Raw genomic sequence first — 21,816 nt, forward strand, 5'->3', positions numbered from 1 at the left:
GCCGACCCGGGTCGCGGGGATCACGCCGCCAGGTCGGCGACCACGCAGGCGATGTTGTCCGGCGCGCCGGCCGCGTACGCCAGCTCGACCAGGCGCTCGACGGCGGTCTCCGGATCGTCCGCCTCCGCCAGCGCGGCGTGCAGCGCGCCCGGGTCCACCACGGCGGAGAGACCGTCGGAGCAGAGCAGGTAGCGGTCGCCGGGCAGCGCGGTCCGCAGCGCCAGGTCGGCCTCCACCTCCGCACCCGCGCCGAGCGCCCGGGCCAGCAGCGCCCGCTGCGGATGCGCCCCGGCCTCGGCCGGGGTGAGCCGTCCCTGGTCGACGAGCGTCTGCACGTACGTGTGGTCCTGCGTGAGCCGGGACAGCTCGCCGCCGCGCAGCAGGTACGCCCGGCTGTCCCCGACGTGCACGAGCGCGAGCCGGGTGCCGCGCCGTACGAGCGCGGTGAGCGTGGTGGCGGGCTGGTCGGCGTCGGTGGCGTGCGCGCGTACCGCCCGGTCGGCCCGGGTCGCCGCGTCGGCCAGCGCGGCGAGCAGATCGGCCTGCGGCGCGTCGGCCTGCTCCAACGGGTGCAGCGCGTCCACCGCGGCGGTGCTCGCGGCGGCACCGGCCGGACCGCGTACGCCGTCGGCGACCGCGAGCAGCGTGGCGCTCGCGTACGCGGTGTCCTCGTTGGAATCGCGGACCGTGCCGGTCTCGCAGCGCGTCGCGTACCGGAAGGTGGTCTCGGACATGGTGGTGCCCCTCTCGCTGAGCGTGTCGACGAGGAGCGCGACGGCCCGGCCGCGTGCTGCCGTGTCCGCGCTGACCCGCCGCCACCAGGCGTCGAGCGCCTCGGCGGCGGCAGCGGACGGCAGGCCGCAGACGGTACGGATCTCGGCCAGCGGCATCCCGGCCCGGCGCAGCCCGGCGATCAGCCGCGCCCGGTCCGCCTGCTCCGGCGCGTAGTAGCGGTAGCCCGAGTGCGGGTCCACCGCGGCCGGGGGCAGCAGCCCGCAGTCGTCGTAGATGCGCAGCGCCTTGGCGCTCAGGCCGGTCGCGCGGGCGAACGCGCCGATGGTCAGCAGTCGCACCGTGCCTCCCTCGCGCTCCTCGTGCCGGTCACCGCGACCGGCACCGACCACGCTGGGCCTTGCCGCAGGGGACGGGTCAAGGCGTCGCTGCCGCCAGTTTGGTCAGCATCCGGCCCAGGTGCGGCTCGATCGTGCCGGCCGGCGCCTCGGTCACCTCGGCCGGCGTCCACCAGCGGGTGCCGGCGAACTCCACCGGATCGGGCGTGAACCGCTGGTCGCGGTGGGCGGACAGCACGTACCAGAGGCTCACGTCGGTGTGCCGCAGCTCCGGCGGGCCGACCGTCTCGGTGACGGTCAGGAACGCCGGGCGCTCGCCGAACGGCGGCGCGAAGACCGCCGCCACGCCCAGTTCCTCCCGCAGCTCGCGGCGCACCGTGTCGGCCGGGTGCTCGCCCGGCTCGACGTGACCGCCGCTGGGCAGCCACATCCCGGCGAGGCGGTGGTCGACCAGCAGCACCGCGCCATCGGCCGGGTCGCGGAGCAGGAAGTACGCGACCAGGTGCGGCGACGGCGTACGCGGCTTGGCCCGGCGGAAGATGTCCTCCGTGCCGGCCAGCCAGGTCAGTGCGGCCTCCCGGTGCCGCGCCTCCAGATCGTCCCCCGGTGGTAGCTCCTCGACCAGTGCCCGGATCTCGTCCCGCATCTCGCCGATGCTGCCAGCCGGGTACGACGGGATCAGTCCTCCGGCAGCGGGTTGGCGTCGGCAGCCGCGCGGACGAACTCGCGTACCCGGGACGTGGTATTCCCGGCCGGCCACACCGGACCGCGACAGATCGGCGGCGCGTCGTGGATCGGCACGTAGGCCACGTCGGGGCGGGCGTAGAACTGGCGGGTCTGCTCGCCCACCGGCAGCACCCCCCGGCCCAGCGCGACGAGCGCCAGCATCTCGGAGAAGCTGCCGCCCACCGGCCCCTTCGGCACCGGCCGGCCCGCGGGCGTGCGGTCCGGCGTGCGGTCCTGCTTGAACGCGGCCGACGTCACCGCCGGGTACTGCACCACCGGATGGTCGCCCAGCACCTCCAGGGACACCGACTCCTCGGCCGCGAGCGGATGGCCCGCGGCCACCGCGAGCACCCGGCGCTCGCGCAGCAGCACCGGGCCGTTCGCCATGCCGTCGAAGGGGTACGAGGCGATCAGCACGTCGATGGTGCCGTCCACCAGGCTCGACCGGGTGCTGGCCAGCGGCGCCTCGTGCACGTGCACCTCGCAGTCCGGGTGACGCGCGGTGAACAGGGCCACCGCGCGCAGCAGCGCCGGGGCTGCCGACTCACCGACGTACGCCACCCGCAGCTCGCCGGTGAGCCCGCGACCGGCGTCGACGGCCCGCTGGACCGCCGCCTCGATGCCAGCCACCAGCGGGCGCATCTCCTCGGCCAGGCGGGCGCCGATCGGGGTGAGCCGGACGACCCGGCTGGTGCGCTCGAACAGCGGCGCGCCGATCCGGCGTTCCAGCTTGCGCACCACGTGGCTGACCCGCCCGGTGCTCACCCGCAGCCGCTCGGCGGTCCGCCCGAAGTGCAGCTCCTCGGCCAGGGTCAGGAACGTCTCGACCTCGTACCGCTCCAGCACCGGGCACCTCCGTCGTTGCCTGCGGGTCAACGATCGTAGTCCGGATCGGGCTTGGTCCGGCTCACCCGGCGGACCAGGGTTGACGGCATGCAGAACCATCTCGTGACGGTGACCGGGTTCGACCACCTCGTGCTTTCGGTGAGCGACGTCGAGCGCTCCCTCGACTTCTACTGCGGCACGCTCGGCCTGGCCCCGGTGCGGGTCGACAGGTGGCGGGCCGGCGAGGTGCCCTTCCCGTCCGTACGTGTCGACGCCGGCACCATCATCGACCTTCTACGCGGCGGCTCGGACCAGTCCAACGTGGATCACTTCTGCCTCGTGGTGGAGCCGGTCGACTGGCAGCGGGTGATCGACTCCGGGGTGTTCACCGTGCTGACCGGCCCGGTACCGCGCTTCGGGGCGCGCGGCACAGCCACCTCGATCTACGTCAGCGACCCGGACGGCAACACAATCGAACTGCGCTGCTACCCGGCCGGCGCCTAGCCTGAGCCGATGCCGCAGCTGGAACGACTCGCCGCCCACCACGCGCCCGCCGTACTGCGGTTCGAGCGGGAGAACCGGGCCTACTTCGCCCGGTACGTCCCCGACCGGGGCGACGACTTCTTCACCGGGTACGCCGCCCGGCACGCGGCCCTGCTGGACGAGCAGGAACGCGGCACCTGCCACTTCCACGTGCTGGTCGGCGACCACGGCACCGTGCTCGGCCGGTTCAACCTGGTCGACGTCGCAGACGGCAGCGCCGAGCTGGGCTACCGGGTGGCCGAACGCGCCGCCGGGCGCGGGCTCGCGAGTGAAGGAGTACGGCGCGTCTGCGAACTGGCCCGCACCGAGTACGGGCTGCGCCGGCTGGTCGCCTCGGCGGCGCTGGCGAACCCGGCCTCGCTGGCGGTGCTCCGGCGTGCCGGATTCGTACCCGACGGTCCGGTGGTGCTGGCCGCGGAGCCCGGCCTGCGGCACGTCCTCGACCTCCGCGCGCCCTACGCGGCCGCGTCCCCGTAGGTGGGAGCGCCGGCCGGCTCGTACGTCAGCTGGAGCGTGCCGTGGGCGTGGGTGACCGACTCGGTGAGCCGCAGCGCGGTCGGCACCGTCCCCTCGCCGAACAGCCGCTTGCCGGTGCCGAGCACCACCGGGTACACCCACAGGTTGAGCCGGTCCACGAGACCGGCGCGCAGCAGCGACTGCGCCAGGTCCAAGCTGCCGATCACGTGCACCTCGTCGTGGCGGGCCTTCATCTCGGTGACGCGCTCGGCGAGGTCACCGGACACCAGCGACGAGTTCGCCCAGGCCAGCGGCTCGGTGAGGGTACGGCTGACCACGTACTTCGGCACGCCGTTGAGCAGGCCGGTGAAGGGGATGTCCGCGGGCGCCTTCGGCCAGTAGCCGGCGAAGATGTCGTACGTCTTGCGGCCCAGCAGCAGCGCGTCCATGCTGCTCGCCTGCTGGAACATCACCGCGCCGGACGCGTCGTCGAGCAGTGGCATCTGCCATCCGCCGTGGCTGAAGCCGCCCTCGCGGTCCTCGTCGGGCTCGCCGGGCGCCTGCGCCACGCCGTCAACGGTCAGGAACTCGGTCACGATCAGCTTGCCCATGGGTCTGCTCCTCCGGTTTCCGCTCTTTCCCCGTCAGACCCGTCAACGACCCGCAACTCATCGCCGAGGTGTACGTGATGGATTTCGTGGAACTGGTCATCGACGGGCAGATCGACATCGATCGCGACGACCTCGAAGATGCCCTCAACGAGGCTCTCGTCGGGCGCGGCGAGGTGACCGGTGCCGGAACAAGCGAGCACGGCTCGCACCTCGACGTCGACGTCCTTGTGACGGCGGACCGACGAGCCGTCCTGGACGCCGTCTTCGGGGTGCTCGCCGCCTTGAACCTGGGCGACTCGGTGCGGGTCCGGCCCGCCGACGGCCAGACCTGGATCCGCCTGAGCCAGTGGACCCGTTCTACTCGTCCCGGAACAACCTGAAGGGCGCACCCTCGATCTCCGTCACGTAACCGATCACCGCCACCGGGTTCCTCAGTCCAGGATCGCGTGCGCCAGCCGGCGGATCCGGTCCATGGAGGTGCCAGGTCGTTTGGCGGCCGTCGCGAGCAGGGTTATCGCTTCCTGCACGTAGCGCCAGGCGGTGGCCACGCCAATCTCGAAGCCGGCCGCGAGTCGGGTGTGGGGGTAGCCGTTGCGCAGGTGGGCGAGAGCCAGTAGCGCCTGTCGACCGGGGCGAGGCGCCGCCACCGGAATCGGCGCTGCTTGCGGTGTCCGCGGATGCGGCCGGCGAGTGGTTCAGGGTGGCTGGATAACGGAATCGTGACGGGGTAGGACAGCATGGCGAGGCTCCCGGTCGGAGCTTCGAGTCTTGGTCGACAGCTGTCCTACCGGGAGCCTCGCACCCATCGATCACCGGGGTCAGCCCTACTCCCCCCGAGCTGCAAGATCAGTTGGCGGCCCGGCGCAAGCCGAGGCGGGCCGCCGAGGGTGGCCGACCGGCTGCAGAAGCGAGCTAGAGCTCGCAGGTCACGGCTCGGGGTGCTTCTAAAGCGTTCCTTAAGTCTGGGAGGCGATTGCCCTGGTGTGTCCGTTTCGGATGGTAATGGGCGGGTGCGATGAGGCGCTCCTGTCCGGTCGGCCCACTACAGTGCTCAGAGTCCGGAGCACGCGAGATTGCGACCCCAGGTCAAGCTCATCGCGTGGACCCAGTTCCAGGCCCCGGACAACGTGCAGGGTCAACCGACACCGGCACATACGAAAGGCGGGCACCCGGGCGGCTACCCGGGCGCCCGCCGAAGCGCAACACCAATCGCCATCCGTGCGGAAAGGGTCAACGCATGAGGAGCAGGGTACGTCATGCTGCTGCACAGTTGCAGCAGTCGGAGCCGCAGGTTACGCCACGGGAGCGCTCAATTCCGCTCCGCACTCTCGGCTTCCTGGGCATCTCGGCCGCCGTCGGGGTCAGCGCGCAGTACCTTCCCGAGATGGCCACGCCGGTGAGTCTGGCCTTGGCCACGTTTCTCACCTTGGACCGGGTGAACCGGCAGATCCTCTGAGCCAGGACGGCCCTCGCGCCAGTGTCGGTCCGGGGGCCGTCCTGCAGGCCGAACCCACCCGCCGGGGTCAGCGTCGAACCGGTCGGCCATGTCGCTCGGCCGCTCCCGCGACACAGGCCCTATGGCCCGCTTCGGCTCCCTGACAACGCGGAAGCCCTGGTTGGGACTCTCGTCCTGACCAGGGCTTCCATGCGTGGAGCGGGTGACGGGAATCGAACCCGCACTGTCAGCTTGGGAAGCTGATGTTCTGCCATTGAACTACACCCGCAGGCGGCACCACTCTACCTGAAGCCCCCCACCCCCGTGCAGTCAGGTGCCCGCGCGCCACCTCGGCGAGGTGGCGGCATCGGGGGGCGGTTGCCCCCACCGCCTCCCCGAACTGGAGTGGATCAAGCACGCTCCGGAGCCGGCAGGCGCGAAGTTGCACGTCGGAAACGTATGGGCGTTCTCAAATGCGTCGATGGGATGTAACGTCTGCCACACGTTTCCGCACCGGCGTGACACACCCCCTGCCACGCCGTCAGAAAGAGGTGGGCCCATGGGACTTCGTCCCAACCTGCTGACCCGGCGTACCGCCGGTGTCGCGACGTCGACCCTCGCGCTGCTGCTCAGCACCGCCGCCGTCGGCGTCGTCCCCGCTGCTTCGGCCTTCTCGGCCGCCCCGGCCGACGTGTGTGCCGAGCCTGCTGACGCCCACGCCGACGAGCACTCGAACGCGCGCGTCGCCAAGGGTGGCAACGCCAAGCTCGACCCCAACCACCTGACCGCCAAGCAGGTCCAGGACCGGGAGGCCGACCTCGCCGCCGCGCAGCGCGAGCGCGCCAACTTCCGGACCGGCGCCGTCACCCCGCTGGCCACCGTGACGATCCCGGTCGTCGTGCACGTCATCCAGGAGAACAGCACCCGGGCCGGCGGCAACATCACCGACTCGATGATCAACCAGCAGATCACCGTGCTGAACCAGGCGTACGCGGGCTCGACCGGCGGCGCCGCCACCGCCTTCGGGTTCCAGCTCACGAAGATCAACCGGGTGACGAACCCGTCGTGGTACCCGATCGTGCAGGGCTCCTCCGCCGAGCGTTCAATGAAGACGTCGCTGCGTGTGGGCGGCAAGAACACGCTGAACATCTACCTCGGCGAGCTGAGCGACAGCCTGCTGGGCTGGGCGACGTTCCCGAAGCGCACGCTGGACAAGATGGACGGCGTGGTGGTGCTGAACGAGTCGCTGCCCGGCGGCACCGCGACCAACTACAACCAGGGTGACACCGGCACCCACGAGGTCGGCCACTGGCTGAACCTCTACCACACCTTCCAGGGCGGCTGCTCCGGCTCGGGCGACAGCGTCTCCGACACCCCGGCCGAGGCGTCGCCGGCGTACCAGTGCCCGACCGGCCGCGACACCTGCTCGACCGCCGGCAAGGACCCGATCACCAACTTCATGGACTACACGTACGACTCCTGCATGTACCAGTTCACCGCCGGCCAGGCGAGCCGCATGCTCACCGCGTGGAACGCCTACCGCGCAGCCTGACCGTCGTACCGCGTACCGGTGCCGGCCCTGTCCTCGGACGGGCCGGCACCGTTCGTCGTGGGCCGGGTCAGGCGGCCGGGCGGCGGGTGTCGAAGCCGTGCCGGCCCCGCCGGCCCTCGGCGGCGAGCGGGTCGCGCCGGGCCGGCGCGTCGCCGCGCGGGTCGAGCCACACCCGGACCTGCGGCGGGGCGGCGCCGGGCTGGGCCACCGGGTCGCGCCGGGTCAGCATCGCCACCTCGACCGTGAACTCGAACAGCCGCCAGTCGCCCCGCGGCGACGCGCGGGCGATCCGGGCCAGCCGCGTCACCGTGGCCGGGTCGGTCACCGGCCGCGCGCGCCCCGCGATGTACGCCTCGTCGTCGCTCTCCTCCGGCGGGAACGAGTGCAGCGCGTAGCGACCGTCGCGTTCGAGGTCGCGGCGCTTCGGTGAGTCGATGACGAAGCACCAGAGCCCGTCGGCGGTGATCACCGGAGAGACCGGATGGACTCGGGGGCCGCCGTCGGCGCGGACCGTGGCGAGGTAGCCGAAGCCCGGCCCGTACTGCTGCATCAGGAGGCGGATCTCGTCGGCGAGGCGGGGCTCGTCGGCGGCGAATTCGGACCAGGAAGCCATGTGGACACTCTATCGAACACGTGTACGAAGATGTAGTGCGACACGCAGGTCACCCATACCGGTCGCTATGGTGTTCCGATGCTGCTCTCCGACCGCGACCTGGTCTCCGAGATCAAGGCCGGCACGCTCGCACTGGAGCCCTTCGAGCCCACGCTGGTGCAGCCGTCGAGCATCGACGTACGCCTGGACCGGCTGTTCCGGGTCTTCAACAACCACCTCTACACGCACATCGACCCGTCGATCCAGCAGGACGACCTGACTTCGATGGTGGAGGTGCCGGAGGGGCAGCCGTTCGTGCTGCACCCGGGCGAGTTCGTGCTCGCCTCCACGCTCGAGGTGATCTCGCTCGGTGACCAGCTCGCCGGCCGGCTGGAGGGCAAGTCGAGCCTGGGGCGGCTGGGGCTGCTGACGCACTCGACCGCCGGCTTCATCGACCCGGGCTTCTCCGGCCACGTCACGCTGGAGCTGTCGAACGTGGCGAACCTGCCGATCACGCTCTGGCCGGGCATGAAGATCGGCCAGCTCTGCATCTTCCGGCTCTCCTCGCCGGCCGAGCACCCGTACGGTTCGGCCGTCTACGGCTCGCGTTACCAGGGGCAGCGCGGACCGACGCCGAGCCGGTCCTGGCAGAACTGGCGTACCTGGCCGACGCGCTGACGGCGCCCGCAGTTGTTAACAAGGGCCCCCTCCTCTACCGGAGGCGTTAAGAGGGGGCCCTTCCTTACACGCGGCCGAAGCTGTTGATGTCGCCGTCGTCGACGCGCTTCATCGTGATGGGCTTGCCGGACTGGGAGGCGTGCACCACCCAGCCGTCACCCACGTACATCGCCACGTGGTGCAGGTCGCTGTAGTAGAAGACAAGGTCACCGGCGCGCAGCTCGGCGCGGCTGATCCGCTTCGTCATCCCGTGCTGCTGGCGTGCGTTGTGCGGCAGCGAGACGCCGCCCTTGGCCCAGGCCGCCATGGTCAGACCGGAGCAGTCGAAGTGGTCGGGCCCGGCCGCGCCCCAGACGTAGATCTTGCCGATCTGGGCGCAGGCGAACTTGACCGCCGCTCCGGCCGCGCCACCGGGGTAGCCGGCCGGGCAGGGCGCCGGGCGCAGCGGACCGCCGCCGCCCTTGCCGTACACCTTGAGCCGCAGCTTCTGCAGCCGGGCGATCTCGGCGTCGATCTGCTTCTTCTTCGCCGCGAGCTGGGCCTCGGTACGGGCCAGCCCGGCGATCATCTCGTCCAGCGGCTTCTTCTTCGCCGCCAGTTCGTCGCGCAGCGCGGCGACGGAGCGCACCTGCTCGTGCTGGCGGTGCGCGAAGCGGTCGAGCAGTTCCAGGCCGTTCACCAGGTCACCCGGCGAGCGGCTGCCCAGCAGCGCGTTGACGGTGGAGAGGTTGTCGCCCTTGTAGGCGTCGGCGGCGAGCCCGCCGACCTGGCCGAGGGCGGCGTCCACCCGCGCCTGGAGGGGTGCGATCTGCCGGCCGAGTGCGTCGGCCTGCTTGCGCCGCGCGGCGAGCTGCTCGCGTACGGCGTTCACCTGTTCGATGACCGGTTCGAGCTTGTTCCAGTCGCGGTCGATCTGGGCCTCGATCTCGGCGACCGAGGGTTCGGCGTGTGCCGCAGTCGCGCCGCCGGTCAGAACGACGGCGGTGCCGACCAGCGCGGCGAGGGCGGTGGTGAAGCGGGACCAGCGGGAACGCGGCGCGACGCTGGACCGGTCGGTGGACCGGTTCGACGACGGCCGCGGGGCATGGAGTGCCACCGGGCGTCCGTACTCCTTCTTCCGTACCGCCTACCGGGTTAGCTGACGGATTCGGGCGGGAAGGGAGCCGCCCTACCGCATCGCTGCGGATTCACCCCAGGTACCTGGTTCCCCGGCTCGCCCGTGGGCGACTCGGCGGTGTCGGACCGTCACCGACCGGGTTGGACGGTGAGACGTGCGGCCGACGATTCACCAGAGTAGGGACCACCGTTATCGATCCGCAACTTCCAGCGCGGTGACACTCCGTACGCGATGACGGGCCGCATCCCGGGCAGAGGTGAAGTTTTCTTTCAAAGCTGATTACTCAGTGGAAAGGTATTGACCCCTGCGGGTGTACGGAGTGAGGGTGGAGACGCAGTGACCCCCATCCCTGTCCAGGAGGTTCGATGCTCCTCTCCGCCCCGCCGTCGGGCAGACGGATACTGCTCGCCGCCGCCGTGGCGACAGCCACCGCGCTGGCGACGACCGGCCCGGTGACAGCCGCGCCGGACACGTCCGCGCCCGCGAGCGACAGGCAACAACAATACGCCGCCGCCGCGGCCGAGTACGGCGTACCGCAGAACGTGCTGCTCGGTGTCTCCTATCTGGAATCCCGCTGGGACACCCACCCGGGGCAGCCGAGCACCAGCGGCGGCTACGGCCCGATGCACCTGACCGACGCCGCCCACATCCTCGCCACACCGGGCAGCGCCCACGTCGACGAGGACGAGGACCCGCGCGGCGACGACGCCCGCCCACTGAAGCTCGACCCGGCCACCGCGGCCGCGCCGAAGCGGGAGACCCCGCTGCCGAACGCCTCGCTCCAGACGCTCGACGCGGCAGCCGCGCTCACCGGGCTCGACGCGCGCACGCTGCGGACCGACCCGGCCGCGAACATCCGCGGTGGCGCGGCGCTGCTGGCGTCGTACCAGAAGGCTCTGGGTGGGCCGGTCGGTGCCGGCACCGACCCGGCGGCCTGGTACGGCGCGGTGGCCCGGTACTCCGGCGCGGACACCTCCGACGCCGCGGCGGCCTTCGCCGACGAGGTGTACGACCAGCTCGGCCAGGGCGCGAGCCGGACCACGGACGACGGCCAGCGGGTGACGCTCGCCGCCACCGCCGCGACGCCGGACCGCTTTAGGCTGGCCCGCCTCGGCCTGCGCAACGCGCAGCGGCCGGACGGACTGGAGTGCCCCGTCCGGCTCGCCTGCGAGTGGATTCCGGCGCCCTACGAGCAACTCAGCGACGACCCGGGTGACTACGGCAACCACGACCTGGCCGACCGGCCGAAGCAGCAGAAGATCGAGTACATCGTCATCCACGACACCGAGGGCTACTTCGGCCCGAGCGTCGACCTGGTCAAGCGCGCCGACTACCTGGGCTGGCACTACACGCTGCGCTCGGTGGACGGCTACATCGCCCAGCACATCAAGACCAAGGACGTCGGCTGGCACGCCGGCAACTGGTACGTCAACGCGAAGTCCATCGGCCTGGAGCACGAGGGCTTCGCCGGTCAGGGCACCTGGTACACCGAGGCGATGTACCGCACCTCCGCCAAGCTGGTGCGTCACCTGGCGCTGAAGTTCGGCATCCCGATGGACCGGCAGCACATCATCGGCCACGACAACGTGCCCGGCATCACCGCCGCCAACGTGGGCGGCATGCACTGGGACCCGGGACCGTACTGGGACTGGTCGCACTACTTCGACCTGATGAAGGCGCCGTTCCGCAACACCGGCACGCCCCGTACCGGCCTGGTCACCATCGACCCGGACTTCGCCACCAACCGGCCGGCGTTCACCGGCTGCAACCAGCAGCCGCCGGGCGTCCCGACGCCCCGGCCGCCGGCGCAGCCGTGCCCGTCACGCGGTTCCTCGTCGGTGATCCTGCGGACCGCGCCGAGCCCGGACGCCCCGCTCGTCAACGACCTCGGGCTGCGCCCGGACGGCACGCCGGACACGATGTACATCTCCGACCACGGCGCCCGCGCCTCCGCCGGCCAGACGTACGCGCTCGCCGGCCGGCAGGGCGACTGGACGGCGATCTGGTACCTCGGCCAGAAGGCGTGGTTCCTCAACCCGGCCTCCGCGCCGACCGCCAAGTGGGCCACCGGCTTCGTGGTGACGCCGCGGCCCGGCAAGGCCACCATCCCGGTGTACGGGCGGGCCTACCCGGAGCAGGCCGCCTACCCGGACACCATCCCGTACCAGACCATCTCACCGCTGCAGTACACGTTCGCCGCCGGCCAGCGGTACGCGGTGGGCGGGGTGCTGCCCGGCGAGTACTACCGGGCGGTCTCGTTCGACGGTTCGGCACCGGGTGACCGGACCGTGGTCCGCGGCAAGAACAAGTACGTGCAGGTCCAGTTCGGTCACCGGATCATGTTCGTGAACCTGGACGACGTGCTTGTGCTGCCGTCCCCGGTCGGCACGCCGCGCTGACCTTTCCACGAGAACGCGAAGGCCCCCGGTCCCTGCGGACCGGGGGCCTTTCGGTGTGACCGCTGTCAGCTGACCCGGACGAAACCGGCCAGTGGCTGGGTGTTGATGCTCGACACCTGGACCGGTTTACCGGTACGGGGCGCGTGCACCATCACCCCGTTGCCGAGATAGAGCCCGACGTGATGCAGGTCGGAGCCGAAGAACACCAGGTCACCGGGGCGTGCCTCGGAACGGGAGACCCTGCGGCCCTCGTTCCACTGGGCGCCGGTGAAGTGGGTCAGCGAGATGCCGGCCGCCTTGTACGCGTACTGGGTGAGGCCGGAGCAGTCGAACGAATTCGGGCCGGTGGCGCCCCACACGTACGGGTCGCCGACCTGGGCGCACGCCGTCTTGATGGCGGTCCGCGCGGCGCTGCTCACCACGCCGTCGATCTTGGGGCAGCCCGCCGGGCGGATCGAGGTCACCGGGAGCATGGCGGTCAGCCGCTTGATCTCCGAGTCGATCTGCTTCTTCTTCGCCGCGAGGTCGTTCTGCTGCTTGATCTCCAGCGCGATCAGCGCGTCGAGCTTTTCCTTCTGCTTGTTGTACTCGTCGCGCACCTTGAGCACACCGGCGATCTGGCGGCGCTGGTCGTCGGCGATCCGGTCCAGCATGACCAGCTGCTCGGCCAGCGTGCCCGGCTTGGTGTTCACCAGCAGCGCGCCCAGCTCCTGCGACGGGCCCTGGATGTAGTACCGGGCCGCGATGTCGCCGACCTTGTTCATGGCGAGCGTGGAGGCGAGCTCCAGCGGCACCATCTTGTCCTTCAGCGCCTTGGACTTCTTCTGGTTGGCGCGGAGCTGCGAGCGGACCTTGTTGAACTGCTCGATGGTGGGTTCGAGCTGCTCCCACTGCTTGTCGATCTGCGCGTCGATCTCGTCCACCGACGGCGCCGCGTGCGCCGGGGCCGTCAGCATGCCGGCGCCGACCGCGGCGGCCGCGACCAGGGTGACCAGACGGCGTACCACCCGTTGGAACCCGGCCCGCCGGCCGGGTGGAGCGCTCGGGGCGTGACGTTGAGGGGGCGTGGTTGCCACCGGCACGGACTCCTTTGCAACCGACCGCCGGGCGCCTCGCGAGAGGGAAGGTCGAGGCAGACGACCCACAGCGGTCGGTGCCCCACATTAGGGAAGGCGCCCGATGGAATCAAGGCGACCGTTTGTTCAATCACGTATCCGCAATCGGTTGCACACCAAGGGTATTCAATTCATCTTCCGACGATGGCTGTCAATACGTCGTCGAGCGTCACCACACCCATCGGCCGGCGTCCGTCGCTGACCAGCACCATGTGGCGGCGTTCGCGGCGCATCGCGAGCAGCAGATCGGCGAGCGTACGGTCCGGTGGCACCACCGCCAGCGGCCGGTAGATGTCGGCCGGCACCGGTGCCCGGCGGCTCGCCCCGGCGTACCCGAGCACGTCCTTCACGTGCACGAAACCGAGCACCCGGCGGGTGGCCCGCTGCACCACCGGGAAGCGGGACCGGCCGGTACGGGTCGCCAGCACCTCCAGCGACGCCGGTGAGACGTCCTCGGCCACCGTGGTCACCGTGGACCAGGGCTGCAGCGCGTCCGCCGCGGTACGGCTGTGCAGGGCCAGCGCGCCGGTGATCCGGGCGTGCTCCTCGGCGTCCAGCAACCCCTCGGTACGCGCCTGCGACACCAGGCCGGCCAGTTCCTCGGCCGTGAACACGGTCTTCACCGCGTCGGTCGCCTCCACCCGCCACCACCGCAGCACCTGCCGGGACGCCCACTTCATCGTCAGCAGCAGCGGTTTGGTGGCCAGGCAGAACGCCAGCATGGCCGGGCCGAGCCAGAGCGCCGACGGCTCCGGACCGGCCAGGGTGATGTTCTTCGGCACCATCTCGCCGACCACGGTGTGCAGGAACACCACCACCGCCAGCGCGATGACGAACGACACCGGGTGCACCGCCGAGGCGGGCAGCGCGATAGCGGCGAACGCCGGCTCCAGCAGGTGGGCGAGTGCCGGCTCGGCGATCGCGCCGAGGCCGAGTGAGCACACGGTGATGCCGAGCTGCGCCCCGGCGATCATCAGCGGGATCTGGTTCATCGCCGCCAGCGCCAGCCGGGCCCGCTTCGACGTCGCCGCCAGCGGTTCGATCACCGTACGCCGGGAGGCGATCAGCGCGAACTCGCTGCCCACGAAGAAGGCGTTGCCGAGCAGCAGAACCACTGCCAGGAGGAGTTCAGGCACCGTCGTCGGGCTCCTCGGGGCGTACCACCCGCACCTGCTCGATCCGGTGCCGGTCGACCTCCACCACAGTGAACTCGTAGCCGGCCTCGTCGACCGTCTCGCCGGGCAGCGGGATGTGGCCGAGCCGCGCCATGAGGAACCCGCCGAGCGTCTCGTACGGCCCGTCGGGCAGCCGGAACCCGGTCTGCTCGACCAGCTCGTCGGCGCGCAGCACACCGTCGGTCAGGACCGTTCGCTCGCCGCCGGGCACTGTCAGCTCCGCCGGCCCGAAGCCGTCCACCGCGTCCGGGTCGAACTCGTCGGCGATCTCCCCGACCAGCTCCTCCACGAGGTCTTCCACAGTCACCACGCCGTCGGTGCCGCCGTACTCGTCCACCACTATCGCCAGGTCCGCCCCGGCGGCCTTCAGCGCGGCCAGCACCCCGTTCAGGTTCAGGCTCTCCGGGACGTACACCGGTTCCCGGGCCACCGAGGCGACGGTGGTGGCGGCCCGGTGGGCCAGCGGCACCCCCAGCGCGTCGGGTACCCCGGCGACGCCGGTGACGAGGTCGAGCGTCTCCTCGTAGACCGGGAACCGGGTCCGGCCGGTCAGCCGGGACGCCTCCAGCAACTCCGCCACCGTCGCGGTGGCGCGCAGCGCGGTGACGTCCACCCGGGGTGTCATCGCCTCGGCCGCCCGCTTGTCGCCGAAACGGATGGTGCGGCGCAGCAGCATCGCGGTGTCCGGCGGCAGCGCGCCGGCCCGGGCCGAGATGGCGGCGAGCAACCCCAACTCCTCCGGGGAACGGGCGCTCGCCAGCTCCTCCTGCGGCTCCACGCCGAGGCGGCGCACCAGCCGGTTCGCGGATTCGTTCAGCAGCCGGATCAGCCAGCCGAACGTGCGGGAGAAGGCTCGCATCGGCGCGGCGGTGGCGAGCGCCGCGGGCATCGGGCGGGCCAGCGCCAGGTTCTTCGGCACCAGCTCGCCGAACAGCATCGAGATGAGCGTGGCCAGCGCCAGCGCGAGCAGGCCGGAGAAGCGTTCCGCGCCGCCGAGCGGATGCAGCAGCGGCGCGAAGATCCGGGCCAGGGCGGGCTCGGCCAGGTAGCCGGTGAGCAACGCGGTGAGCGTGATCCCGAGCTGCGCGCCGGAGAGCTGAAAGGACAACTCACGCAGCGCGCGGCGGACCGTGACGGCCCGGCCGTCGCCTTCGTCGGCCCGCCTGTCGATCTCCGCCCGGTCGACGGTGACCAGGGCGAACTCGGCCGCGACGAAGAAGGCGTTGCCGGCGGTCAGCAGCACGAAACCGACCAGTGGCAACAGCGTCAGAAGCAGAAGGCCGTCGATGCGCGTGATTGTGGCACGCGCGCGCCGATGGCGGGCCCCCCGTAGCGTGGGACGCATGGACGGCCTGCTGCTCACCGACGAACTGGTCCTGCTCGCCTACGACGACGACGGCGCGAACCGGCTCGGCAGTCCGCACCTCGGCTACGGCCTCGCCGGGGCGGTGCTGCTGGAACTGGCTCTGGCCGGCCGGGTGGAGGTGGTGGACAAGCGGCTCGTGGTCACCGATCCCGCGCCGACCGGCGTACCGCTGCTGGACGAGGCGCTGGCGACTGTGGGGTCCGGCCGCCCCCGCAAGCCGAAGGACTGGATCGGCAAGCTCGCCAGGGGCCTACCGGACCGGGTGCTCGGCGGGCTCGTCGACGCCGGAATCCTGCGCCGGGAGTCCGACCGGGTGCTGCTGGTCTTCCCGCGTACCCGCTATCCCTCGCCGACCGGCGCGGAGCCGGCGGTGGAGACCGCGGCCCGGGAGCGGATGGCGACGGCGCTCACCACCGACGGCCCGGTCGACGCCCGGACCGCCGCGCTGCTCACGCTGACCCGCGCGGTCGGCCTCGACCGCAAGATCTTCCGCGAGATGCCGAAGGAGCGGGTCAAGGCGCGCATCGAGGAGATCGCCGCCGGTGACTGGGCGTCGGCCGCCACCAGGAAGGCGATCGAGGAGATGCAGGCCGCGCTGATGGTCGCGATGACGGCCGGGACGAGCGCCGCCATCATGACCACCACGACCAGCTGAACGCGACGGCGGCGGCACCGCTCGGGTGCCGCCGCCGTCGTGGTCCGGCTTCCGCCGGGTGTACGCCTCAGCTCGCGGTCGGCGCGACCTCCGGCTCACCGGCCGGGGCCTCGGGCTTGACCGAGCGCAGCAGCACGCTCGCCACGTCGACCACCTCGACGTCCTCGCCGGCGCCCTTGCCGTTCACGCCGTCGTTGAGCATCGTCGAGCAGAACGGGCAGCCGACCGCGATGGTCTTCGCACCGGTGGCCATGGCCTCCTCGACCCGGTCCACGTTGATCCGCTTGCCGATCTTCTCCTCCATCCACATCCGGGCACCGCCGGCGCCGCAGCAGAAGGAGCGCTCGCTGTTGCGCGGCATCTCGGTCAGCTCGCCCTGGATCGAATCGCCGAGCACCTCACGCGGAGCGGCGAAGATCCGGTTGTGACGGCCCAGGTAGCACGGGTCGTGGTAGGTCACGCCGCCGTCGACCGGCTGGACCGGGGTGAGCTTGCCGGCGCTGACCAGGTGGGCCAGCAGCTGGGTGTGGTGGACCACCTCGAACTCGCCGCCGAGCTGGCCGTACTCGTTGCCCAGGGTGTTGAAGCAGTGCGGGCAGGTGGCGACGATCTTGCGCTTGCTCTTCTCCCGGCCCTCGAACGCCTCGTTGAGCGTCTCGACGTTCTGCTGGGCGAGCATCTGGAAGACGAACTCGTTGCCGATCCGCCGGGCCGGGTCACCGGAGCAGGTCTCGCCCTCACCGAGGATGGCGAACTTGACGCCCGCCTCGTTGAGCAGCGTGGCGACCGCGCGGGTGGTCTTCTTGGCCCGGTCCTCGAACGCGCCGGCGCAGCCGACCCAGAACAGGTACTCGAAGTCGTCGACCTCGCCGACGCGCGGCACCTCGAACCCGAGGCCCTTGGTCCAGTCCTCGCGGGTGTTCTGCGGGGCACCCCACGGGTTGCCCTTGTTCTCGAGGTTGCGGAGCATGACGCCGGCCTCGGACGGGAAGCTCGACTCGATCAGCACCTGGTAGCGGCGCATGTCGACGATGTGGTCCACGTGCTCGATGTCGACCGGGCACTGCTCGACGCAGGCGCCGCAGGTGGTGCAGGACCAGAGCACGTCCGGGTCGATGACACCGCCCTCCTCGGCGGTGCCGATCAGCGGCCGGTCCGCCTCGGCCAGGGCCAGCACGTCCATGTGGGCGAGCTGCGCCTCGGTGGCCTTCTCCTCGCCGGTGAGGTCCTTGCCGCCACCGGCCAGCAGGTACGGCGCCTTGGCGTACGCGTGGTCGCGCAGGCTCAGCACCAGCAGCTTCGGCGACAGCGGCTTGCCGGTGTTCCAGGCGGGGCACTGCGACTGGCAGCGGCCGCACTCGGTGCAGGTGCTGAAGTCGAGCAGGCCCTTCCAGCTGAACTGCTCGACCTGGGCGACACCGAACTGGTCCTTCTCCGGGTCGGCCTCCTCGAAGTCGAGCGGCTTGCCCTCGCTGGTCATCGGGCGCAGCGGGCCGAGACCGGAGCCGGCCGCCTTCTCCGGGTCGCGCTTGAAGAAGATGTTCGGGAAGGCCAGGAAGCGGTGCCAGGCCACGCCCATGGTGACGTTCAGCGAGATCACGATGAGCCAGGTCATCGAAATGCAGATCTTGATGAGGGCGGCCACACTGACGCCGGCCTCCCAGTTCGGGAGCACCGAACCGACCGCATGGCTGAGCGGGGCGGCCCAGACCGGGTACTCGAAGTGGTCGGTGGCGACCTTGAAGCCCCGGATCACGAACCCGAAGATCAGGACCAGCAGGACGACCCACTCGACGAAGTAGCCCTGCCACATGGTCGAGCCGGTGAACCGGGACCGGTTCTCCGCGCGGCCCGGCCGGTTGCGCAGCCGGATCGCCATCAGCACCAGAATCCCGACCAGGCCGAGGATGCCGATCCACTCGGTGACCAGACCGAAGATCGTCCAGTGCCCGATGATCGGCAGGCCGCCGCCGGTGGAGACCACTTCGAAGTAGGCCTCCAGCACCAGCAGCGACAGCACGATGAAGCCGACCATCACGAACCAGTGGGCCGCGCCGACCACGCTCCACTTGAGCATGCGGGTGTGACCGGCGGTCTCCACCAGCATCTTCTTCGTACGCGCGCCCTTGTCGCCGAACCGTTCCGGCGCAGGTTGGCCGAGCCGGATGACGGCGGTCATCTGCATGACCGCGCGTACCGCGAGCCACACCGCAACGGCGGTGATGGCGGCCGCGAGGATCGTGGTGACGATCTGGACGCTGCCCATCGAGTTGGCCTCCCGGTCTGCTGCTTGTCCGTGCAGCCTACGCGCAAGGTTACCCAGCAGTAACGTGAGTCTTCTCGCACCAGGCCACGCCGCCCTGCGCACACCTTAGGTGGAGCGGCGTCGAAGCGCCGGGCAGGGGCGGCGTGGCGTGACCTACGCCGGGGTGGGGCAGCGCCGGATCAGCGCCAGCGGGAGAGCAGGATCAGCGACGAGACCATCGCGCCGAAGCCCACGGCGAGGTTCCAGTAACCCCAACTGGCGACCGGGTACGCCTGCTCGGACAGGTAGTAGACCACCAGCCAGCCGATGCCCACCACGATCAACGAGACCGCCGTGAACGGCAGCCAGATCGGGCTAGGCTTGCGCGTCGACGCCGTCGCCGTCGGACGTACGTCCGTCGGCGGGGTGTACACCTTCTTCTTGCGGACCTGAGACTTGGGCACGACGCTCTCCAGAGGGGGGTACGACCTCGTCCGGCCTGACAACCGGGCGCGAGGGCGACGGTCCATGGCCAATAATGTTCGACAGCTAGCGTAGTCCCGACGGACCGTCCAGGCCATGAATGGGGCCAGGACGGTGCACTCAGTAACCGGAAAGAGCGGACTTTCCGGGTCGAGCAGGTCGGCTCGCACCGGCGCGGGCCGGAACGAGACGACGGGAAAGGGAACGCCCGGTGGAGTACACGTCCGGCGCCGCCTCCTGGCAGAAGGTCCTCCGCCGCGCGGCAGCCGCCCTGCTGCCCCGGCGCGCACGCCAGCGCCGCGCGGGCTGGTCCGTCGGCGTACCCCTGATCGCCGCCGCGGCCGGTCTGCTCTTCACCACGACCGCCACCACCGCTGGTGGCACCTCCCTGCGTGAGGACCGCCGGCCCCAGCTCACCCAGCTGATCGAGGACCGCCGTGAGGAGGTCGCCGCCAGCGAGGCGAAGGCCGCCCGGCTCCGCGCCGAGGTGGAGGAGCAGACCGCCGCGCTCGCCGGTGCCGACGGGCCGATCAAGACCGAACGGGACCGGGCCGCCGCGAGCCGGCAGGGCGCCGGCTTCACCGCGCTGACCGGCAACGGCGTGACAGTCGAGCTGAACGACGCCGACCGCCGGCCCGACCAGCCGCTGCCGAAGGGCGCCAGCAACGACGACCTGGTGGTGCACCAAGGCGACGTGCAGGCGGTCGTCAACGCGCTCTGGGCCGGTGGCGCCGAGGCCATGTCAATCATGAACGTCCGCGTCCTGAGCACCAGCGCGGTACGCTGCGTCGGTAACACCCTGCTGCTGCACGGCCGGGTGTACTCCCCTCCTTTCAAGATCGTGGCAATCGGCGATCCCGCGGAACTCCAGCGGGCGCTCGCCGCCTCTGAGGGAGTGCGGGTGTTCAAGGAAGTGGCCGAGCACTACCAGCTCGGGTATGTCGAGCGCGTCTCCACAGTCACCGTGCCGGCGTTCGAGGACTCCACCGCGTTGCAGTCGGCGACGGTGCCCCGGTGACCGGCGGCGACCCCCGGGAACGCGCCGGCCACGACCGCCGGGAGGAGGAGCCGACCGCGTTCCTGTCCCGGGTCGAGCGCCCGGCCCCGGCGTCGCCACCCCCGCTCGACCTGCCCTGGCCCGACGCCGGTCCGGCACACACCGCCCCGGCCCGACGCGGCCCGGACACCCGGCCGCCCGTTCCACCGCCCTCCGCCCCGCCGCCCTCCGCCCCGCCACGGACCGGCACGCCGGTCGCTCCGCCGCCGCCGTGGCCGGGCAGTCAGGCGCACCAGCAGACGAGCGCCTCCCGCGCCGAGGCCGCCCCCCGGTTCCGCCCGCAGGCCGGCGAGCTTCCCCCCAGGGGTACGCCCCACCCGGCCGGCCCCGCGCACCAGGGGCCGGCGCACCAGGGGGCCGGGCACCACGGGCCGGCGCAGAACGGCCCAGCGCAGCACAGTCCCGCGCAGAACGGTCCCGCACAGCACAGTCCCGCGCGTCATCGGCCGGCGCAGAACGGTCCCGCACCCCAGGGGCCGGCACCCCGGGGCGGCAGCGCCCCCGGGATGCGCCCGGCCGCACCCGGCGACGTTCCGACCCTGCCGGGTGACCGTCCGGCGGGACCGGGGCCCTACGGGCCGGCACCGCACAACGCCGTCCGCCACTTCACCGGTGGGGCGATCCCGCCCGAACGCGGTGGCCGTGGTGGACAACCACCACAGGCAGGCGCCCGCCCGGGGGAGACCGGCGGACGCCCGCCGGAGGCCGGTCGCCGACCGGCGGGGGGTGAGGAACGGCCGCCCGGCGTACCCCGTTTCGGTGGACCGGCCGGCGCGGACCGGAATCCTCCGGTCGATCCCGGAGCCACCACGGTGCTGCCCGCCGTCACCCGGCCGCCGAGGGACCCTCACCTGGACGCCACCGGGCTGATGGGCGCGGTGCCCCCGCCGCCGGACGACGGCGGTGGTGGCGGTGGTGGCGGTGAGCCGCCCGCCGAGCCGCCTCGCCCCCGGCGCGGCGAGCGGGTGGTGCAACTGCGACCCGAGCAGACCGGCGACGGATACCGCAGCGTCTACTCCGAGCTGACCCGCCCCACCGTCGGCTCCCGGCTGCGCACTGTCGTCCGCGGCACCGGTGAACTGCTGATCACGTTCGGCTTGGTGGTGCTCCTCTTCGCCGGGTACGAGATCTGGGGCAAGGCGGTCATCGTCGAGGCCCACCAGAACGACCTGAGCAGCCAGCTCGCCCAGGAGTGGGACGCGGCGGCGGACCCGACGGTCGGCCCGACCACCGGGCCGACGGTGAAGCCGAAGCCACCGGCCGAGGGCAGGCCGGTCGCCGGCCTCTACATCCCCAAGTTCGACAAGCACTGGGTGGTGGTCGAGGGGGTCAGCCCGGACGACATCCGGTACGCGCCGGGCCGCTACCCGGACAGTGCCATGCCCGGCGAGGTGGGCAACTTCTCCGTCGCCGGCCACCGGATCCGCTCCACGTTCTGGCGGCTGGACGAGATGGCCACCGGCGACCCGATTGTGGTCGAGACCAAGACGGAGTGGCTCGTCTACCGGGTCTACCAGCAGCGGATCGTCAAGCCGTCCCAGGTGGAGGTGGTCGCGCCGGTGCCCGGCAAGCCGGGTCAGAAGCCCACCGAGAAGCTGCTCACGCTCACCACCTGCAACCCGAAGTTCGACAACTACCAGCGGCTGATCATCCACGCCCGGCTGGACCACACCCAGGCCAAGTCGGCGGGCCGCCCGGCCGAACTGGAGGCGTGAG

At 71.5% G+C, this 21,816-nt stretch carries 21 protein-coding genes, 1 tRNA gene, 1 pseudogene and 1 riboswitch; of the genes and pseudogenes, 10 read left to right on the top strand and 13 right to left on the bottom strand.

What is annotated here, in order from left to right:
- Positions 1-20 precede the first annotated feature (20 nt).
- The 3 genes from O7604_RS09050 to O7604_RS09060 all read right to left on the bottom strand — a co-directional run bounded on the left by O7604_RS09050 (position 21) and on the right by O7604_RS09060 (position 2,642).
- Entirely contained in the window at positions 21-1,073 is a 1,053-nt protein-coding gene (locus O7604_RS09050) for a MerR family transcriptional regulator (RefSeq protein WP_281579398.1), read from the bottom strand.
- A 76-nt stretch (positions 1,074-1,149) separates the two neighbouring features.
- On the bottom strand, positions 1,150-1,716 hold the full coding sequence (locus O7604_RS09055; protein ID WP_281579399.1) for an NUDIX domain-containing protein: 567 nt from the start codon (positions 1,714-1,716) through the stop codon (positions 1,150-1,152).
- A 32-nt stretch (positions 1,717-1,748) separates the two neighbouring features.
- Entirely contained in the window at positions 1,749-2,642 is an 894-nt protein-coding gene (locus O7604_RS09060) for a LysR substrate-binding domain-containing protein (RefSeq protein WP_281579400.1), read from the bottom strand.
- Positions 2,643-2,729: 87 nt separating this feature from the next.
- On the opposite strand from O7604_RS09060, the gene O7604_RS09065 reads away from it, so the two are divergent.
- Both O7604_RS09065 and O7604_RS09070 read left to right on the top strand, forming a co-directional pair.
- Positions 2,730-3,125 carry a VOC family protein gene (locus O7604_RS09065; RefSeq protein ID WP_269703186.1) on the top strand — a complete coding sequence of 132 codons (396 nt, stop codon included), beginning with the start codon at positions 2,730-2,732 and terminating at the stop codon, positions 3,123-3,125.
- 9 nt (positions 3,126-3,134) lie between these two features.
- Complete coding sequence (locus tag O7604_RS09070) at positions 3,135-3,641, top strand: GNAT family N-acetyltransferase (RefSeq protein ID WP_269703187.1); 507 nt, start codon at positions 3,135-3,137, stop codon at positions 3,639-3,641.
- Here the strand turns inward: O7604_RS09070 and O7604_RS09075 are convergent.
- Entirely contained in the window at positions 3,620-4,231 is a 612-nt protein-coding gene (locus O7604_RS09075; protein WP_281579401.1) for a dihydrofolate reductase family protein, read from the bottom strand. The two genes, O7604_RS09070 and O7604_RS09075, sit on opposite strands and share 22 nt — an antisense overlap.
- Positions 4,232-4,308: 77 nt before the next feature.
- Here O7604_RS09075 and O7604_RS09080 point away from each other — a divergent pair, with 77 nt between their 5' ends.
- Positions 4,309-4,611 (top strand): hypothetical protein, encoded by a 303-nt coding sequence (locus O7604_RS09080; RefSeq protein WP_269703189.1) that lies wholly within the window; start codon positions 4,309-4,311, stop codon positions 4,609-4,611.
- A 54-nt stretch (positions 4,612-4,665) separates the two neighbouring features.
- Here the strand turns inward: O7604_RS09080 and O7604_RS09085 are convergent.
- Positions 4,666-4,970, bottom strand: a pseudogene (locus tag O7604_RS09085) (transposase family protein); the annotation flags it as partial.
- Between the two features lie 498 nt (positions 4,971-5,468).
- On the opposite strand from O7604_RS09085, the gene O7604_RS09090 reads away from it, so the two are divergent.
- Entirely contained in the window at positions 5,469-5,687 is a 219-nt protein-coding gene (locus O7604_RS09090; protein ID WP_269703190.1) for a hypothetical protein, read from the top strand.
- A 194-nt stretch (positions 5,688-5,881) separates the two neighbouring features.
- On the opposite strand, the gene O7604_RS09095 is transcribed toward O7604_RS09090, so the two are convergent.
- A tRNA-Gly gene (locus O7604_RS09095) sits at positions 5,882-5,955 on the bottom strand.
- A gap of 270 nt (positions 5,956-6,225) precedes the next feature.
- Between O7604_RS09095 and O7604_RS09100 the strand changes: the two genes are divergently transcribed.
- Entirely contained in the window at positions 6,226-7,218 is a 993-nt protein-coding gene (locus tag O7604_RS09100; protein ID WP_269703191.1) for a zinc metalloprotease, read from the top strand.
- Between the two features lie 67 nt (positions 7,219-7,285).
- Here the strand turns inward: O7604_RS09100 and O7604_RS09105 are convergent, their stop codons facing one another.
- Positions 7,286-7,831, bottom strand: coding sequence for a pyridoxamine 5'-phosphate oxidase family protein (locus O7604_RS09105; protein WP_269703192.1), 546 nt, complete (start codon positions 7,829-7,831; stop codon positions 7,286-7,288).
- Positions 7,832-7,909: 78 nt separating this feature from the next.
- On the opposite strand from O7604_RS09105, the gene dcd reads away from it, so the two are divergent.
- Positions 7,910-8,488 carry a dCTP deaminase gene (dcd, locus tag O7604_RS09110; protein ID WP_269703193.1) on the top strand — a complete coding sequence of 193 codons (579 nt, stop codon included), beginning with the start codon at positions 7,910-7,912 and terminating at the stop codon, positions 8,486-8,488.
- 64 nt (positions 8,489-8,552) lie between these two features.
- On the opposite strand, the gene O7604_RS09115 is transcribed toward dcd, so the two are convergent.
- Complete coding sequence (locus O7604_RS09115) at positions 8,553-9,584, bottom strand: C40 family peptidase (RefSeq protein WP_269703194.1); 1,032 nt, start codon at positions 9,582-9,584, stop codon at positions 8,553-8,555.
- A 13-nt stretch (positions 9,585-9,597) separates the two neighbouring features.
- A riboswitch (cyclic di-AMP (ydaO/yuaA leader) is annotated at positions 9,598-9,732 on the bottom strand.
- A 238-nt stretch (positions 9,733-9,970) separates the two neighbouring features.
- Here O7604_RS09115 and O7604_RS09120 point away from each other — a divergent pair.
- Positions 9,971-12,004, top strand: a complete 2,034-nt coding sequence (locus O7604_RS09120; RefSeq protein ID WP_281579402.1) for a peptidoglycan recognition family protein — start codon at positions 9,971-9,973, stop codon at positions 12,002-12,004.
- 65 nt (positions 12,005-12,069) lie between these two features.
- Here O7604_RS09120 and O7604_RS09125 read toward each other — a convergent pair whose 3' ends face one another.
- The 3 genes from O7604_RS09125 to O7604_RS09135 form a co-directional block, all read right to left on the bottom strand.
- On the bottom strand, positions 12,070-13,080 hold the full coding sequence (locus O7604_RS09125) for a C40 family peptidase (RefSeq protein WP_269703197.1): 1,011 nt from the start codon (positions 13,078-13,080) through the stop codon (positions 12,070-12,072).
- 170 nt (positions 13,081-13,250) lie between these two features.
- Positions 13,251-14,255: a hemolysin family protein gene (locus tag O7604_RS09130; protein ID WP_269703199.1), complete on the bottom strand. Its 1,005-nt coding sequence runs from the start codon at positions 14,253-14,255 to the stop codon at positions 13,251-13,253.
- A complete protein-coding gene (locus tag O7604_RS09135) occupies positions 14,248-15,555 on the bottom strand; it encodes a hemolysin family protein (RefSeq protein WP_281579403.1) in 1,308 nt (435 codons plus the stop codon). The genes O7604_RS09130 and O7604_RS09135 overlap by 8 nt, the downstream gene beginning before the upstream one ends.
- 82 nt (positions 15,556-15,637) lie before the next feature.
- Between O7604_RS09135 and O7604_RS09140 the strand changes: the two genes are divergently transcribed.
- On the top strand, positions 15,638-16,315 hold the full coding sequence (locus O7604_RS09140; protein ID WP_269703203.1) for a GPP34 family phosphoprotein: 678 nt from the start codon (positions 15,638-15,640) through the stop codon (positions 16,313-16,315).
- 67 nt (positions 16,316-16,382) lie between these two features.
- Here the strand turns inward: O7604_RS09140 and O7604_RS09145 are convergent, their stop codons facing one another.
- Together O7604_RS09145 and O7604_RS09150 are read right to left on the bottom strand one after the other, a co-directional pair.
- Positions 16,383-18,581 (bottom strand): (Fe-S)-binding protein, encoded by a 2,199-nt coding sequence (locus O7604_RS09145; protein ID WP_269703205.1) that lies wholly within the window; start codon positions 18,579-18,581, stop codon positions 16,383-16,385.
- 179 nt (positions 18,582-18,760) lie between these two features.
- Entirely contained in the window at positions 18,761-19,024 is a 264-nt protein-coding gene (locus O7604_RS09150; protein WP_269703207.1) for a cell division protein CrgA, read from the bottom strand.
- 230 nt (positions 19,025-19,254) lie between these two features.
- Here O7604_RS09150 and O7604_RS09155 point away from each other — a divergent pair, with 230 nt between their 5' ends.
- Complete coding sequence (locus tag O7604_RS09155) at positions 19,255-20,061, top strand: DUF881 domain-containing protein (RefSeq protein ID WP_269703208.1); 807 nt, start codon at positions 19,255-19,257, stop codon at positions 20,059-20,061.
- On the top strand, positions 20,058-21,815 hold the full coding sequence (locus O7604_RS09160; RefSeq protein WP_281579404.1) for a class E sortase: 1,758 nt from the start codon (positions 20,058-20,060) through the stop codon (positions 21,813-21,815). Before O7604_RS09155 ends, O7604_RS09160 begins: the two co-directional genes overlap by 4 nt.
- Position 21,816: the final 1 nt, after the last annotated feature.

This window comes from Micromonospora sp. WMMA1947 (assembly GCF_027497355.1).
In the GTDB taxonomy this organism is placed as follows: domain Bacteria; phylum Actinomycetota; class Actinomycetes; order Mycobacteriales; family Micromonosporaceae; genus Micromonospora.